Raw genomic sequence first — 15,003 nt, forward strand, 5'->3', positions numbered from 1 at the left:
TTAATCGTTAAGTAGCGGATATGTATAGTTGAGAATTCAGTTGTTATTGATTGGGAGGGCAAATTAGAGGCAAGGTAATAGTGAAAGTTGTGCCTTTTCCTTCTTGACTGTCGAGCGCAAGTTGGCCACCGTGAAGTTCCACAGCCCTCTTCACAATTGCTAAACCGAGACCTGTTCCCGAAATAGTGCCGACATTTGGAGCTCGGTAAAAAGTTTCTAATATCCGCTCTCGATCGGCTTGGGGAATGCCGATGCCCTGGTCTTGAACTTGGAAAACAGCTTCTTTGTTTTGACAGTTGAGGTGCAAGGAAACTGTACTGCCCGCGGGGGAATATTTGATGGCATTTGAGAGGACATTTCCCAAGATTTGCTGCAGCAGCTTTTCATCCATTTGAGCCTCGCAGTTGCCGCCTTCATATTGAAAGGCGATCGGGTGTTGGTTGCTGTCGTTGAGCTGCTGCTCTTCTACCAGTTGACGGCAAAATTTTTCAAGGTTTAAGGAAACCGGTTGAAACTGCAAGGTATTGGCTTCGATTTTGCCAATTACGAGGATATCTTCTAATAACTCTGTCATGCGTTTAATTGCTAATTGAATCCGCACAAAATGAGTAGATTTTTTATCTTGGGCCCACTGAGAACTGTAATCTTGCAGCAATCCAGCCGAAAATTGGATGGTTGTCAAAGGCGTGCGGAACTCGTGGGAAACCATTGTGACAAATTTAGCTCGCAGTTCTGAAAGTTCCTTTTCTCGTGCGAGGGCTTTGAGAATTTCCGCTTCTGCTCGTTTACGATCGCTAATGTCACGGGCTTCGGCAATCAGGAGCAAAACTTGTCCTGTTTCATTTTTAACAGGTTTCAGTGAGAAATCAACTGTCACAATTTGGCAGCTTTTGCCTAACAAATCGATTTCGCTGCGGAAAAACTCGCCGCGACTTGCTTTGCCGATCGCGGATTGTAATTGTTCGGAAACCTGTAGTGACTGGGCCCAAATCGCCATTTCCCAAATCGGGCGGCCCACAATATCCTCCGATCGCAATCCGGCAAAATCGAGGGCTGTCTCGTTCACTTCCAGCACAATTCCTTCGGGCGTCAGCAGCTTGGTTAGCTGAAACGATGAGTCAAAAATCGCCCGAAAGCGGCGCTCGCTTTCCCGCAGCATTTGAAATGTTTGAGAACGTTCGATCGCGTAGCGGATCGTCCGCACTAATAATTGAGTAGTAATTTGACCTTTAACAATGTAATCTTGAGCTCCCAAGCGAACTGATTCGAGGGCGATCGCCTCATCATCCAAGCCCGTCATTACCACCATTGCCGTATCCGGCGCAACTTCTCGCAGGCGAGTTAGGGTTTCCAAACCGCGGCTGTCCGGCAAAGAAAGGTCGAGCAAAACTACATCAAAGGATTGTTTGCACAGTTGTGCGATCGCCTCATGCAAGAACTCAACACACACCAATTCCCACTGGACTCCCACAGATACTTCTAACAGTTCTGCAAGTAAATCAGCATCAGCCGGATTGTCTTCTACTAACAGAATCTTAATCCACATAGCTTTGACATTTTTGACTGTAAAATTTTCACTCTACCAATCTTAGGTTAAACTTTTTTGCTTTCCCTTGCCATTTTCAACTTGAAAATTATTATTTGGGAACTGTCACCACCACCAGCCACCAATCCTCAATCCATCTCACAGGCTTAGCGACTTGACTAAAATCGATAGGCTTAGTGATGTAGCACCGGGCTGACAGGGCATAAAACTTGATCATCTCTTCATCGGCTGCTGAGGTTGTCATAATTACCACCGGAATCATTTTTAACTTGAGTGCGGAGTTAATTTCGATCAATATTTCCCAACCGTTTTTTTAGGCAAAATCAAGCCGAGTTAAATCTGGACGGGAAAGCCAAAATACAAGCCTTTTTTATTTAATCAATTTATTCCTGATCCCCTATATTCTACTTTTGTACAAATTGTTTAAAATTTGCTTGTCGCCAGCTTTTCTAAATCCCAGTCCGCATCCCTGGGCGAATCATCCACCACCCGAATGTCAATAAGTTGAAAAAATTTAGAGCATTCATAAGTAAAGTATCTGTTCGTTTAATTTAGAGGAAGTTGGACTACGACCAGCCAGAACTCCTCAATTAACCTGACTACTTTAGTGAATTGTACTAAGTCTACCGGCTTGGTTATGTAACAGTTTGCGTGGAGCGAGTAGGACTTAAAAATATCTTCTGGAGCTGCTGAGGTGCTGAGAATCACTACAGGAATTAATTTTAACTTAGGGTCGGTTTTAATTTCTTCTAGCACTTCAATACCGCTTTTTTTCGGCAGATGCAAATCGAGCAAAATCAAATCGGGACGGGGTACTCTGAGATAAGGTTCTTTGCGGCGCAAAAACTTGATTGCTTCGACTCCATCCTCCACAAAATGTAAGTTATTCACTATTTTACCCTGACCTAGGACTTCTCTTGCCAAATCGGCATCGCTGGGAGAATCCTCAATCAGCAGAATCTCTATGGGCCTAACAGTGCTTCGATCGCTCATAACCGGCGTATCCTTTAAAGTATAAAAACAAAATTGAACTTTGAGGCTTCAGCTACTAATTATAGGAATAGTGAAGTAAAAAGTCGCTCCTTTTCCCTCTTGAGATTCCACCCAGATGCGACCGCCATGGCGTTCAACAATGCGCTTGCACATCGCCAAACCTATGCCAGTACCAGAATATTCGCGGCGGGAGTGCAGGCGCCCAAAAATGATAAAAATGCGATCGGCATACTGCGGATCGATGCCAATGCCGTTATCGCGGACACTGAACACCCATTCGCTCTCTTCCCTGCGGGCAGCGATATGAATCAACGGGATATCTTGGCGACAAAATTTGATGCCGTTGGCGAGCAAATTTTGGAATAATTGCACCAGTTGAGATTCATCCGCCATCACGCTTGGCATCGCGTCGCAGGTGATTACAGCTTTTGTTTCGGCGATCGCAATTTGCAAATTGCACATAGTTTGCTTAACCACAGCGTTGCAGTCGGCTTGCTCAAACTCCTGACCCCTCGTTCCCAGGCGCGAATACGCCAACAAATCGTTAATTAACTGCTGCATTCTGGTGGCGCCATCGACAATATAATTAATATACTTATCTGCGCGATCGTCCAAATTTCCTTGATAGCGCTGGGCAAGCAATTGAGTGTAACTGGTAACGGCTCGGAGCGGTTCTTGCAAATCGTGGGAAGCCACATAAGCAAATTGTTCTAATTCCTCATTGGAACGCTTCAAATCTTCTGTAAGTTGCAGCATTTGCTGCTCGGCTTCTTTGCGCTCTGTAATGTTGTAAACCAAGGCACAACAAGACAGCAAATTCCCCTGGGAGTCCCTGACTGGACTGGTAGACAGATCAGTCCAAATATCTTTGCCATCCTTGCTTTTAAATTTAAATTCGTGTTGTTCACCAATACCTTGCTTGCGCCGCTCGACATTATCAAGAGCTTTTTGTTTTTCCGATTCGTCCATGAAATCAAAAAGCGGCCGCCCGAACATTTCTAATTCACTATACCCGAGCATTCGCGCCATCGCGTGATTGACGTAAGTCGTGAGGGCATTGCTGTCAATTACCCAAATACCTTCTTCTGCTAATTCAACTATTTGCCTGTACTTGAATTCGCTTTCCTGCAAGGCTCTTTCCGTTAGTTTGCGCTCGGTGATATCTTTCATAAAACAGTGATGACCGTTAAATATCCCTTGTTCGTCCCAAGCTTTTACCATCGTTAATTGCTTGTAAAAAAACGAGCCATTTTTCCGAACGCCTCTAGCTTCAACTTCTACTTTGCCAGAAATTAGCATTTCCTGATAAGCTGAGAGCATCATCTCAACATCGCCCGGATGTACGGTGAGCTGCCACTCCATGCCAAGCATTTGTTTCGGTTCGTAACCGCATTTATGAGCGTAAGCTCGGTTAACATTCACGTAGCGCCCCTCAATATCCAGCCGCGAAATGCCTTCCACCGCATTTTGCATGGCATTAGTGAGGTCGCGCAGCTCTTTTTCAGCTTGTTTGCGATCGCTAATATCCTGACCTATACCCAAAAAACCGTTAATATTTCCGTTGCTGTCAAATAAGGCAGTCACCGACAGCAGTACCGGAAACCGCGAACCATCTTTGCGAATGTAAGTCCATTCATTTTCGTCAGCGATTTCCCGGCACGGCAAGGCAAAAAATATTTCAATTCCCGCCTCTATTTTCACTCCCAATTCTTGAGAAAGAACTTCAGCTCTTTTAACTATTTCCAGAGGATCGTGAATTATTGCTAGCGTGACTTTTTCCACCACTTCTTCTCGCGAGTAACCTAAAAGTTGCTCTGCCGCCCGATTAAATGTTTTAATTGTACCGTCGGTATCTGTAGAAATAATGGTGTAGTTAGCGCTATTAAGAATTGCCTTTTGCAACTGCGTCAATTCCAACAAAGTGAGAGCAATTTTTTCGCGGTAGGCTATTTCTTTTTGCAATTTGTGGTTAGAACTTTCCATTTGAGCCGTGCGCTCAGCAACTCGATGCTCCAGAGTTTCATTGAGCCGTCGATTTTCATCTTCTACCTGCTTGCGTTCTGTAATATCAGTAATAGTACAGACATAACTTTCCACCTCCCCATTCTCTCCGATTTGACCAACAGATTGACCGAATACCCAACTGATTTGAGTGTGATTAATGCCTTGAAATCGGTACTCTGATTTAAAGGGCAATTTCTCCTGCGCGGCGCTATACCATTCAGCAAAAACCCGATCGCGATCCTCTGGATGAATGCCTTGCAACCACCCTTTGCCCAAAGCTTCATCACAGGTAATTCCCGAAATTTGACACCAGCGCTCGTTGACATACAAGCAGTCTCCTCCAGCATCTGCATAAAATATTCCCACCGGCGAAGCTTCAGTTAAAGTTTGATAGCGAGCTTCTGTTTCTCGGCGTTCAAGGATTTCTTTTTGCAGTATTAGATCTATCATCCCTAATTGAGTTGGGCTGAGGAGAGTTAATGCTTGAGGAAGTAAAGGAATTAATGCAAAAGCGCTGTAAGCAGAAATCGCGGCGGTCATAACTTTCAGACAGCCAGAAACCCAATAAACAGGATGCCAAAGCGTCCAAACTTCCATTATATGAGTAGTGCCGCAGGAGATAATAAAGGCTGCAAACAGCCAAAAGATATTGCGAAAGGGCAAGTCTTTTCGCTGAAAAATAAAATAAATTAGCGATAGGGGTATTGAATAGTAAGCCAGGGCAATCATAGAGTCTGATACTATGTGGAGCGCGAGTAGCTCTGGCTGCCAAAGGTAACAGTGGGCCTGAGGAAGATAATGCCCGGTGAATAACAGGTGATTTAAAAAGTTCCAAATCATAAACGGAATGGGAAATGGGGAAGGAGTAATTTAACGCAATAACTTATAACTTATCTTAACTCTCTGAAATATATAGTTTTGGATGCACGGGAGGCTAAAAACCCGGTTTCTTCATAAAGGCCTCATTGCCAAACCGAATATTGTTCTAGAAACTGGTTTTTCTTCCGTAAGTCTTAATATAGCAATTCTCAATGATTGGCAAGCTGTAGCGAGCTCTAGGTTGGGTATAACTCATATGTTGCACCATTCTCAATCATCCTTTTATGAACAGGCTTTCCGGCCTGTTCCACAAGAGATGAATTTTCTTGTGGAACTGGCATCTTCCCTGTTGCTGACAATGGTGCAAGATGTGAGGTATGACGAAGTGAAACCCTATAAGCTGAGGCGCATCTAAATTTGGCAATCAAATTCGAGCAAATTCTTGTGGGGAGTAGGGGTTGGGCGTCCCGCCCGCCCAAAAATACAATTTAGATGCGTAGCAGCTTATGCCGATTTAAGATTTTAGGATTTTAGCTTTTCCTTCCTTCTTCCTTATCTTCTAAATAACTAAAACCTTCTTCCATCCATCCGTTACATCTGTTACATCGGAAGAAAGCGAATCCGTTGCCGAACTTCCTTTTGCTATAAAAAATGGGGCGAGCCCGAAGCCCGCCCCACCAAAAATTATGCTGCTGCTATTAACCCAACAGCGCCTGAGCCTTAGCTACCACATTATCAACGGTGTAGCCAAACTTTTCTAAAGCAACGGGGCCCGGTGCAGAAGCGCCGAATCTGTCAATACTGAGGCTATCGCCTTCAGAACCCAAATAACGTCCCCAGCCGAAGCTAGAACCTGCTTCAACGGCCAACCGTTTAGTAACAGCTTTTGGCAGTACAGATTCGCGGTAAGCGGCATCTTGTAAGTCGAACAATTCCCAGCAAGGCATCGAAACTACGCGCACTTTATTGCCTGCGGCGCGCAATTTTTCAGCGGCATCAACGCAGAGGTATGTTTCGCCACCGGTGCCGATTAAAATGATGTCGGGAGTGCCGCCGTCGTCGGACAAAATGTAAGCGCCTTTGGCCGTTCCTTCGATCGAACTTCCAGCCAAGTTGGGCAGATTTTGGCGCGACAAAGCCATTAAAGTTGGGCGGGTGCGGCTTTCAACTGCCACTTTGTAAGCGCCGGATGTTTCATTACCATCCGCAGGGCGCATTACCAACAAATCGGGAATTACTCGCAGAGAAGCGATGGTTTCCACCGGTTGGTGAGTCGGGCCGTCTTCGCCCAAGGCTACGGAGTCGTGAGTCATTACGTAAATAACTCCAGCTTCCGATAGTGCAGAGAGGCGAATTGCTCCCCGCATATAGTCAGCAAATACCAAGAAAGTAGCACAGTAAGGAATCAAACCGCCGTGCAGTACCATACCGTTGGCGATCGCACCCATGCCGTGTTCCCGCACACCAAACCGCAGGTTACGTCCTTCGTACTGACCTTGTTGGAAGTCTTTTTCACCCTTGAGCAAAGTCATGTTAGAAGATGCCAAGTCAGCGGAACCGCCGATCAGTTCAGGTAACACACTTGCCAAAGCATTCAAACATTTCCCAGAATGATTCCGAGTCGAATCGGCCTTATCTTCTGCCTTGTATGTCGGCAAAACTTTATCCCAACCTTCGGGAAGTTTGCCGGCAACTGTGCGCTCGTATTCTGCAGCTTCTGCAGGATATGCTGCTTTATAAGCATCAAAAGCTTTCTGCCATTCTTGCTCAGATTGAGCGCCACGTTCGACTGCTTTGCGGAAGTGTGACAAAGCATCATCAGGAATCTCAAACGGTGCGTGTTCCCACTTCAAGAAATCACGAGTTGCTTGCACTTCATCGCTACCCAAAGCAGCGCCGTGAGCACTGTAGGAATTGCGCTTGTTGGGAGAACCGTAACCAATGATGGTACGGACTTTAATCATGGACGGTTTGTCCGTGACTTTTTTGGCTTCTTCAATAGCTTTGTGAACTGCTTCTAGGTTAGTATCTTCGTCTAGAGCGGTATTGTCTACTGTAATGACGTGCCAATTGTAAGCTTCAAAACGCTTGCCCACATCTTCAGTAAAGGCCAAGCTGGTGTCGCCTTCAATAGAAATGTGATTGTCATCGTACAAGGCAATTAATTTGCCGAGTCCGAGGTGTCCGGCCAAAGAACAAGCTTCGCCAGAAACGCCTTCCATGTGGCAGCCGTCACCCATGATGACATAGGTGTAGTGGTCAACAATTTTGTGGTCGGGCTTGTTAAACTTAGCAGCGAGGTGAGCTTCTGCCATTGCCAAACCGACGGCATTAGCAATTCCTTGTCCCAGGGGGCCAGTGGTAACTTCTACGCCTTCTGTCATGAAGTTTTCGGGGTGTCCGGGGGTTTTGGACTCCCACTGGCGAAATTGCTTGATGTCGTCGAGGGTGACGCTATCGTAGCCGGTCAAGTACATGAGGGCGTACTGTAGCATACAGCCGTGGCCGGCTGAGAGGACGAAGCGATCGCGATTAAACCACTTGGGGTTTTTGGGGTTGAACCGCATGAACCGATCCCACAGCACAAAAGCCATAGGGGCAGCGCCCATCGGCAGTCCCGGGTGTCCTGATTTTGCTTTTTCTACCGCATCGATGGCGAGAAAGCGGATAGAGTTGATGCAGAGTTCTTCGAGTGATTGGGTTGCAACAGCCATAATTCTGGTTTTTATATGTACTAAGAGAGAGTGTGTGTGGTCGATTCTGACAGAGGTGCGATGAGCCGAGTTCGATCGACGACTATCGTCTCTACTGTTCAGTTTCGATGGAACTGCCGTGAGGCTGCACTACATATCATCTCACCTGTTGCGATCGACAGACAACTTAATTTTTTAATGTTTCGGTCGCTTTGTGCAGTCGATCGCAAATTGTTATCGGAGATATTTCTGGGGCGAGTGCGGCTGTGTGCGATCGGGCTACGAGAGGGTGTAACTTATTATTTGGCAAATTGGCTCTCAAAGCAGCCCTATTATGATAGAGTTTGGTGTTTCTGACATCTTGCAGCTTTGTCACGAACAGCCAAGATGCCTGTTCCAGAAAGAGTGAATTTTCTTGTGGGGAGTAGGGGTTGGGTTCTTCTAGCCCACCCGTTCACACGATCGCCAGAATAGTGCAAGATGTCAGATATTTGTAATTTTAATCAGGCAATAACTAATGACTCTCAGTGAAGCCGAAGTCCGCAGTCAAAAAGTAGACGAACTGCGATCGCAAGGCATAGAACCATATCCCAGTGAATCCTACGCGCGATCGCACACAGCCAAGCAAGTTCGCGAAATATTTAGTCAGCCAGGAAAAGAACTCGCAAACGGAGAAAGTGACCCCGAAGAAATTTCCCTGCGATTAGCTGGCCGCATCACTTCCAAGCGAGACAGCGGCAAAATTGGTTTCATCGATTTAAAAGACGCCACAGACAAAATTCAACTCAAAATCGAGAAAGCAATCGTCACAGGCGAAGTCGGTTTGAGCTTTGAACAAATTAAAAAATTGCTCGATGTCGGCGATTTTGTCGGCGTCGAAGGTATCGGCTGTCGCACCCCCAGGGGAGAACTTTCTATTTTAGTGCGGGAATTAAAGCTTTTATCAAAAGCTACCATTCAATTTCCCGATGCTTATTACGGAATTAACGATCCCGAAGTTTGCCGCCGTCACCGCGAAATGGATTTGGCAAGCAACCAAGATGCGCTCAACCGTTTTATGCTTCGCAGCCGCATCGTTCAAAGCATCCGTTCCTATCTGTGGCAAGCCAATTTTTACGAAATAGAAACGCCAACACTGCAAGCTATTTACGGCGGTGCTGCTGCTAAACCCTTCATCACTCACCACAATGCTTTAGAGGTAGATTTGTATTTGCGAGTGGCTCCAGAACTGTTCTTAAAAAGAGCAATTTGCGGCGGCTTCGAGCGAGTTTTTGAACTAGGGAAAGCATTTAGAAATGAGGGCATTGATAGCACCCACAATCCCGAGTTTACCTCTTTAGAAGTTTACCAAGCTTATGCTGATGTTTTCGACATTTTAGGAGTTGTCGAAGACGTGATGTGTTTCGCAGCAGCGGCTGTATTTGGAGATGTCAAGGAAATTGAAAATCAGGGGGAAACAATTAGTTTAGAACGCAAGTTCGACTACAGCGAAAAATATCCCGGTTTCAACGGCAAACACTGGCAAGTGAAAACGATGGTAGAAGCTGTCAGAGACGAATTTGGGCTGGATTTTGACAGTTTGGACTTAGAAAGTGCGATCGCCTCTGCAACCAAACTAGAATTGCACCTGTCTAAGCTAGAACAACAGAGTTTAGGCTACGTGCTGTATGCAGTTTTTGACAAATTAGTTGTTCCCAAACTAATTCAACCTACATTCATCATCGACTATCCTGTCGAAGTCAGTCCCTTAGCAAAAGGACATCGCAGCAAGCCGGGATTTGTAGAACGTTTCGAGCTATTTATCAACGGTACAGAATACTCGAACGGCTTCTCAGAATTGAACGATCCGAAAGAGCAAAGAAAGCGCTTTGAGGAACAGTTGGCGCAGAAAAATGCCGGCGATGACGAAGCGCATCCAATGGATGAAGACTTTATTCAAGCGCTATCTTTGGGAATGCCTAACTGTGCCGGAATGGGTATCGGCGTAGACAGATTGGTGATGCTTTTAACTAATACTCAAAGCATCCGCGATGCGGTGATGTTCCCGACAATGCGGCCGATTAAAGATTGATTGGAGTAGCTTTTTTTCAGATGTCTAATAAGTAAAGGGGGATTTTTTAACCGCAGATATCAGCGGATTAACACAGATAAACGCAGATGGAATTTCATCTGCGTTTATCTGCGTTTATCGGCGGTTAAAAAAACATCTTTAATATCACCGCATAAACGAACCGACAACACCGTTCATATCCTCAGCCAAAGGATTTCCCAAAGCCTTAAACTTCCACTCGCCGCCTTCTCGATAAACTTCTCCCATCAACATATTTAATTTTCCTTCATAAGAAGGGTCATTTGACAAGCGATAGCGAGCTATTTCTTTCCCGGCGGCATCTACCGCCCTCACGAAAGCATTTTGTACCAGACCGAAATGCTGTTTTCTTTCTTTTCCATCGTAAATATTTACGCCCAGAATAATTTTGTGATATTGTGCTGGCAAAGAGCTCAGTTTCACCACTATTTGTTCGTCGTCTCCGTCTCCAGCCCCCGTGAGATTGTCGCCTGAGTGAACAACTGTTTTGTCATTTGACTCCAAATGAGAGTAATAAATTACATCCTCTTTGTAGTTCTTTATTTTGCCATTTTCTCCCAGCAGCAGAGCGTAGGAATCTAAGTCAAAATTGGCACCGCTGCTTCGGCCGAAAAGACCTTTTTTAGCTTGTGCTACATCCCAGCCCAAAGCCATTGTTAATCGGGATAAGTCGTATTCGCTTTTGCTGAGAACGATCGATTGTCCTTTTGTCAAGTTGATAGCCATAGTTTTGTGACTCCCTAAAGTGTATTAGAACTTAAGTAAATTGGAAGATATCAGTTGTTCAACCAGTTGTTTTATTTAACTGGATGAACTCTACTCGACTGCCACCACTACTTAGTGTCGGCATACCAATTAAATCCAAATCCGTAGTAGCGATCGGCTTCTTCATGTCCGCGAAAGTATCTTTCCTCTTTGAGTATTACAATCTGGGAACCTATCTTCTCAATCATAGCCGCCGCACAAAAATTTCTATTGCTATCTGGATTATCGAGTTCGAGATATACTTCTTCACCGTTGCTGATTTTGAACAACATTCGTCCCCGCACAGTTTTAAAGTCGCGAACCCCTGCGTAGATGAAACCAAAAAACATCACCCGTTTAATCAAATCAGGTCTAAAAATATACATATTTTCTCCCTCAGTCGCGCCAGTGCGGTCATCTTTATCGAGAAATATGTAGGGTGAAGACGTTTTTGAGCCGAAGCATTTTCCCAAGGGCTGAATCACTCCCTTTTCGCCGTTAGCCATCTCGTACATACAACCAAGATCCAGATCGGGAGTCCCCTTTACTCCCAGGAATTTTCCCGAAAATCTGCCCCGATTTTGCACTTCTTCCCAGTCGAGATTGGCGTGAACTGCAAGCAACTCAGAACTACCTGATTTACTGAGGTTTATTTTGTGCGAGTCGCCTGTTTTTTCAAGTTTTATTGCCATACCTTTCTGAATTTTCCGGCTAGCTTCAGGCATCTCTAATTTAGGCAGTTCTACTTTCTTGACTTTAGGCGCTTCTAGTGTCTTTTCTTCCGGTTTAATCTCTGAATGATACTTGTCAACAAAACTCTGCAACCCTGCTTTATATCCTTGCCCTACGGCCTGAAATCTCCAAGCTGCATCTTTTTTATACAACCGTCCAAACTCGACTGCTGTTTCTTCAGAAAAAGCTTCTGTTAAATCATAGCGGGCTAGTTCGCTGTCGGTTTCGCGATCGTACAATCGGATAAAAGCATTTCTGATGTGGCTGAAATTTTGATGTTTAGCGTGTCCGTCGTGAATCGTGACCACAAAAACCATTTCCTCAACAGCAGCCGTTACCTTTTCTAAGTCTACATAAATTGTCTCGTCATCTCCTTGAGTTTGACCAGTTTGATTATCTCCCGAATGGGCGATCGCTCCGTCCGGCGACTGCGAGTTATTGTAAAATACAAAGTATCTTTCATCGGGAATCTTGCCGTCTGAACCTAACGCAAAAACAGAGGCATCGATATCGCAGCTTTGCGGGTTTGAGTTCGATAAACTTAGTTCAGTTGCTATTTCCCACCCCAGGGCGATCGCAACTTTTGTTAAACTTGGAGATGTTTTAGAAAGATTAAATCTTTCACCTTTCTTTAATTGAATGCCCATCTGGTTTATCACCTCATGAGTCTGATTGCTTAAAATCGAGGGAAACATTCCTGCTTCCGAATTTCCCCTCGATTTATTTAGCTAGGAGCGCTCACCTTTTATCAGGCATACTGGTCTACAAACTTCTGTAAGCCTGAATTATAGCCTTGTCCTACAGCTTGGAACCTCCACTCACCGTCTTTCTTGGAAAGTCTGCCAAACTCCACCGCAGTTTCCCTAGAAAACTCCTCGTCCAAATCGTACTTAGCTACCTCTGTATTAGTAGTAGTGTCGTAAATCCTGATAAAAGCATTCCGCACTTGACCGAAGTTTTGCCTTCTCAATTCTGCTTCGTGGATAGTTACCACAAACACAATTTCTTGCACCGCCGGATCGACTTTGGTTAAATCGACGGTAACTGTTTCATCATCGCCAAAGCCTTCTCCGGTTCGGCTATCTCCCAGATGTATTACAGCAGTGTCCGGCGACTCCTTGTTGTTGTAGAAAACAAAGTATTTTTCGCCGGGAATTTTGCCAGTAGCCCCCAACATAAACACGGAAGCATCTAAGTCAAATGCTGCGCCGGTGTCTGTAGCATTGGTATCCCATCCCAAACCAATCCCGGCATTTTTTAGCCCCGGTGCTTCTTTAGAGAGATTGATTCTCCCGCCTTTTTCCAAATTGATAGACATTCGCCCTCCTATTCACAACATCAATGGCGTTATTGATCGCAATTATATCAATTATTAGAGTAGCTTGACAAATTCCTGCTGGTACTTATCTTCTGTCAATCGATTTTAGATTTTAGAATTGACCCCACGCATAAATCCGGGCGCTTTGTACCCTGAATTTTTGCGGCTATAGCAGGTTGACAATTTGCTTTTGGTACTCATCTTCTGTCATCAGTTCTTGGGTGCTTTCCACTCTGTCTAAAAACACGATTCCATCTAAATGGTCGTGTTCGTGTTGAAAAATTCGGGCCACAAAATCGGTCAATTCTTGTCGGTGGAGTTTGCCGTCTCTACTGGTGTATTCTATCTCGATCGCCCTACTTCTGGGCACCAATCCCCGAATCCCCGGAATGCTCAAACAGCCTTCCCAGTCTTTGACTGTCTCTGTGGATGCCGCCACAATCCGGGGATTAATCATCGCTGTGGGCTCCATGCTGGGTGCTTGGGGATACCGCAGGTTGGGGCGCGATGCGACGATGAACAGACGATCGCACTGAGCGGCTTGAGGGGCGGCAATCCCCACTCCGTTCGCGTGTTGTACGGTAGAGATTAAGCTGTCAATCAACTCTTGAATGCGATCGTCCTGAATATTCTCGACAACTTGCGACGGGCGGCGCAGCACGGGATTTCCTAATTGTGAGATTTGTAAGAGTTCTGCCATATTAATTAGTCATTGGTAATTGCTAATTGGTATATGGTAACAACTGTCAACTGTCAACCGTCAACTGTCAACTGTCAACTGTCAACTGTCAACAGATTATCGAACTTTTTGAACTGGCAAACTCCCCGGTTTAACAGTCAAATTAACTATTTGCCCGTTGCGGTTGATTTCCATTTGCAACAGACCGCCAACCTTAGCATTTTGCACGAACTCCTGAACAGCTTCCGACTGAATAATCGGCTGATTATTAATTTTTTGAATCACATCTCCAGCCCGCAAACCTGCCCCCGCAGCGGGAGAAGCAGGAACTACACTAACAATAGCCACACCCCGATCGACTGTAACTCGCAGGCTGCTGTTAGCGTTGCTGTTAATTTGCTCTTTAACCTCTGGAGTCAGCGTCGCCATTTCAATTCCCAAATAAGCGTGTTCGACTTTCCCCGTCGTAATCAGTTCCTTCGCCACCTGTTGGGCCGCCTGAATGGGAATGGCAAACCCCAATCCTTGAGCACCTTGAATAATCGCCGTATTCATGCCAATAACTTGGCCCGAAGCATTCAGCAGCGGGCCACCGGAATTCCCCGGATTAATTGCAGCGTCTGTTTGAATAAAACCGATCCGCTTGTCGGGTACGCCCACATCAGAGCTCGATCGCCCCGTAGCGCTAATAATCCCCGCAGTTACGGAATTGTCCAAACCCAAAGGATTACCGATCGCGATCGCCCATTCCCCAGGCAACAGCTTATCCGAATTGCCGATCGTCACCACAGGCACATTATTCGCCTCAATCTTCACCACAGCCACATCCGTCACCTTATCCGCCCCCAACACCTGCCCCTGAAAGCTGCGGCCGTCCTTGAGAGTTACATTTACCGTATCGGCTCCCTCTACAACGTGAGCGTTAGTGAGAATCAAGCCGTCGGCACCGATGACAAAACCCGAACCAGTGCCCCGTTCGATCCCGCCTCGGCCGCCCGAATTCGGTTCTCTCCCAAAAAAATCTTCCGGCGACAGCCCTCTATTTCCCGGTTTCACCCGGCGCGAAGCATCGATCCGAACCACTGCCGGGCCAACTTTTGCCACCGCAGCCACAATAAAATTCACATTAGCCGCGTCGCCGGACAAGGAAACAGGCGGCAAGACTTTGCTAGCTTGATCCTTTGTATTAGGAGGCAGTTGCAATTTCGGTTCCAGCGCCCTTTGTCCCGAATCGCCAGAATTTGCACGAAATTGAGAAACCGTCAGACGATCGCCCAACATGGCGGCCCCGGCTCCCGTTACCAGCAGCAATATGTAAATTGCCGGTTGCTTCCAAAATTTGCCAGTAGAACTCTTCATGGCCATGTTTTAAGGCTTTCCTGCCAA

12 protein-coding genes are annotated in these 15,003 nt (G+C 45.8%); 2 read left to right on the top strand and 10 right to left on the bottom strand.

Features of this window, described 5'->3' with window-relative positions; all coding sequences use genetic code 11:
* Positions 1-43 precede the first annotated feature (43 nt).
* The 5 genes from QUA70_RS06780 to tkt all read right to left on the bottom strand — a co-directional run bounded on the left by QUA70_RS06780 (position 44) and on the right by tkt (position 8,076).
* Positions 44-1,546: an ATP-binding protein gene (locus tag QUA70_RS06780; protein WP_333345788.1), complete on the bottom strand. Its 1,503-nt coding sequence runs from the start codon at positions 1,544-1,546 to the stop codon at positions 44-46.
* Between the two features lie 91 nt (positions 1,547-1,637).
* Positions 1,638-1,790: a hypothetical protein gene (locus QUA70_RS06785; RefSeq protein WP_333345791.1), complete on the bottom strand. Its 153-nt coding sequence runs from the start codon at positions 1,788-1,790 to the stop codon at positions 1,638-1,640.
* Positions 1,791-2,092: 302 nt separating this feature from the next.
* Positions 2,093-2,539: a response regulator gene (locus QUA70_RS06790; protein WP_333328994.1), complete on the bottom strand. Its 447-nt coding sequence runs from the start codon at positions 2,537-2,539 to the stop codon at positions 2,093-2,095.
* A 48-nt stretch (positions 2,540-2,587) separates the two neighbouring features.
* Positions 2,588-5,383: a PAS domain-containing sensor histidine kinase gene (locus QUA70_RS06795; RefSeq protein WP_445251616.1), complete on the bottom strand. Its 2,796-nt coding sequence runs from the start codon at positions 5,381-5,383 to the stop codon at positions 2,588-2,590.
* Positions 5,384-6,060: 677 nt separating this feature from the next.
* On the bottom strand, positions 6,061-8,076 hold the full coding sequence (gene tkt / locus QUA70_RS06800; protein WP_333328988.1) for a transketolase: 2,016 nt from the start codon (positions 8,074-8,076) through the stop codon (positions 6,061-6,063).
* Positions 8,077-8,112: 36 nt separating this feature from the next.
* Here tkt and QUA70_RS06805 point away from each other — a divergent pair, with 36 nt between their 5' ends.
* Both QUA70_RS06805 and lysS read left to right on the top strand, forming a co-directional pair.
* Positions 8,113-8,412, top strand: coding sequence for a hypothetical protein (locus QUA70_RS06805; RefSeq protein WP_333345796.1), 300 nt, complete (start codon positions 8,113-8,115; stop codon positions 8,410-8,412).
* Between the two features lie 160 nt (positions 8,413-8,572).
* Positions 8,573-10,126 carry a lysine--tRNA ligase gene (gene lysS / locus QUA70_RS06810; RefSeq protein ID WP_333345799.1) on the top strand — a complete coding sequence of 518 codons (1,554 nt, stop codon included), beginning with the start codon at positions 8,573-8,575 and terminating at the stop codon, positions 10,124-10,126.
* A gap of 144 nt (positions 10,127-10,270) precedes the next feature.
* Here the strand turns inward: lysS and QUA70_RS06815 are convergent, their stop codons facing one another.
* From QUA70_RS06815 to QUA70_RS06835, 5 genes are all read right to left on the bottom strand, one after another.
* Complete coding sequence (locus tag QUA70_RS06815) at positions 10,271-10,870, bottom strand: TerD family protein (protein WP_333328978.1); 600 nt, start codon at positions 10,868-10,870, stop codon at positions 10,271-10,273.
* A gap of 107 nt (positions 10,871-10,977) precedes the next feature.
* Complete coding sequence (locus QUA70_RS06820; protein WP_333345802.1) at positions 10,978-12,267, bottom strand: TerD family protein; 1,290 nt, start codon at positions 12,265-12,267, stop codon at positions 10,978-10,980.
* Between the two features lie 101 nt (positions 12,268-12,368).
* Entirely contained in the window at positions 12,369-12,938 is a 570-nt protein-coding gene (locus QUA70_RS06825) for a TerD family protein (protein ID WP_333345805.1), read from the bottom strand.
* 166 nt (positions 12,939-13,104) lie between these two features.
* Positions 13,105-13,638 carry a peptide deformylase gene (gene def / locus QUA70_RS06830; protein ID WP_333345808.1) on the bottom strand — a complete coding sequence of 178 codons (534 nt, stop codon included), beginning with the start codon at positions 13,636-13,638 and terminating at the stop codon, positions 13,105-13,107.
* Between the two features lie 96 nt (positions 13,639-13,734).
* Entirely contained in the window at positions 13,735-14,976 is a 1,242-nt protein-coding gene (locus QUA70_RS06835; RefSeq protein WP_333345810.1) for an HhoA/HhoB/HtrA family serine endopeptidase, read from the bottom strand.
* Positions 14,977-15,003 lie beyond the last annotated feature (27 nt).

This window comes from Microcoleus sp. LAD1_D5 (assembly GCF_036702115.1).
In the GTDB taxonomy this organism is placed as follows: domain Bacteria; phylum Cyanobacteriota; class Cyanobacteriia; order Cyanobacteriales; family Microcoleaceae; genus Microcoleus.

Coding starts and splice junctions, on each gene's coding strand:
- QUA70_RS06780 (WP_333345788.1), bottom strand. CDS start 1,546: ATGTGGATTAAGATTCTGTTAGTAGAAGACAATCCGGCTGATGCTGAT.
- QUA70_RS06785 (WP_333345791.1), bottom strand. CDS start 1,790: ATGACAACCTCAGCAGCCGATGAAGAGATGATCAAGTTTTATGCCCTG.
- QUA70_RS06790 (WP_333328994.1), bottom strand. CDS start 2,539: ATGAGCGATCGAAGCACTGTTAGGCCCATAGAGATTCTGCTGATTGAG.
- QUA70_RS06795 (WP_445251616.1), bottom strand. CDS start 5,383: ATGATTTGGAACTTTTTAAATCACCTGTTATTCACCGGGCATTATCTT.
- tkt (WP_333328988.1), bottom strand. CDS start 8,076: ATGGCTGTTGCAACCCAATCACTCGAAGAACTCTGCATCAACTCTATC.
- lysS (WP_333345799.1), top strand. CDS start 8,573: ATGACTCTCAGTGAAGCCGAAGTCCGCAGTCAAAAAGTAGACGAACTG.
- QUA70_RS06815 (WP_333328978.1), bottom strand. CDS start 10,870: ATGGCTATCAACTTGACAAAAGGACAATCGATCGTTCTCAGCAAAAGC.
- QUA70_RS06820 (WP_333345802.1), bottom strand. CDS start 12,267: ATGGGCATTCAATTAAAGAAAGGTGAAAGATTTAATCTTTCTAAAACA.
- QUA70_RS06825 (WP_333345805.1), bottom strand. CDS start 12,938: ATGTCTATCAATTTGGAAAAAGGCGGGAGAATCAATCTCTCTAAAGAA.
- def (WP_333345808.1), bottom strand. CDS start 13,638: ATGGCAGAACTCTTACAAATCTCACAATTAGGAAATCCCGTGCTGCGC.
- QUA70_RS06835 (WP_333345810.1), bottom strand. CDS start 14,976: ATGAAGAGTTCTACTGGCAAATTTTGGAAGCAACCGGCAATTTACATA.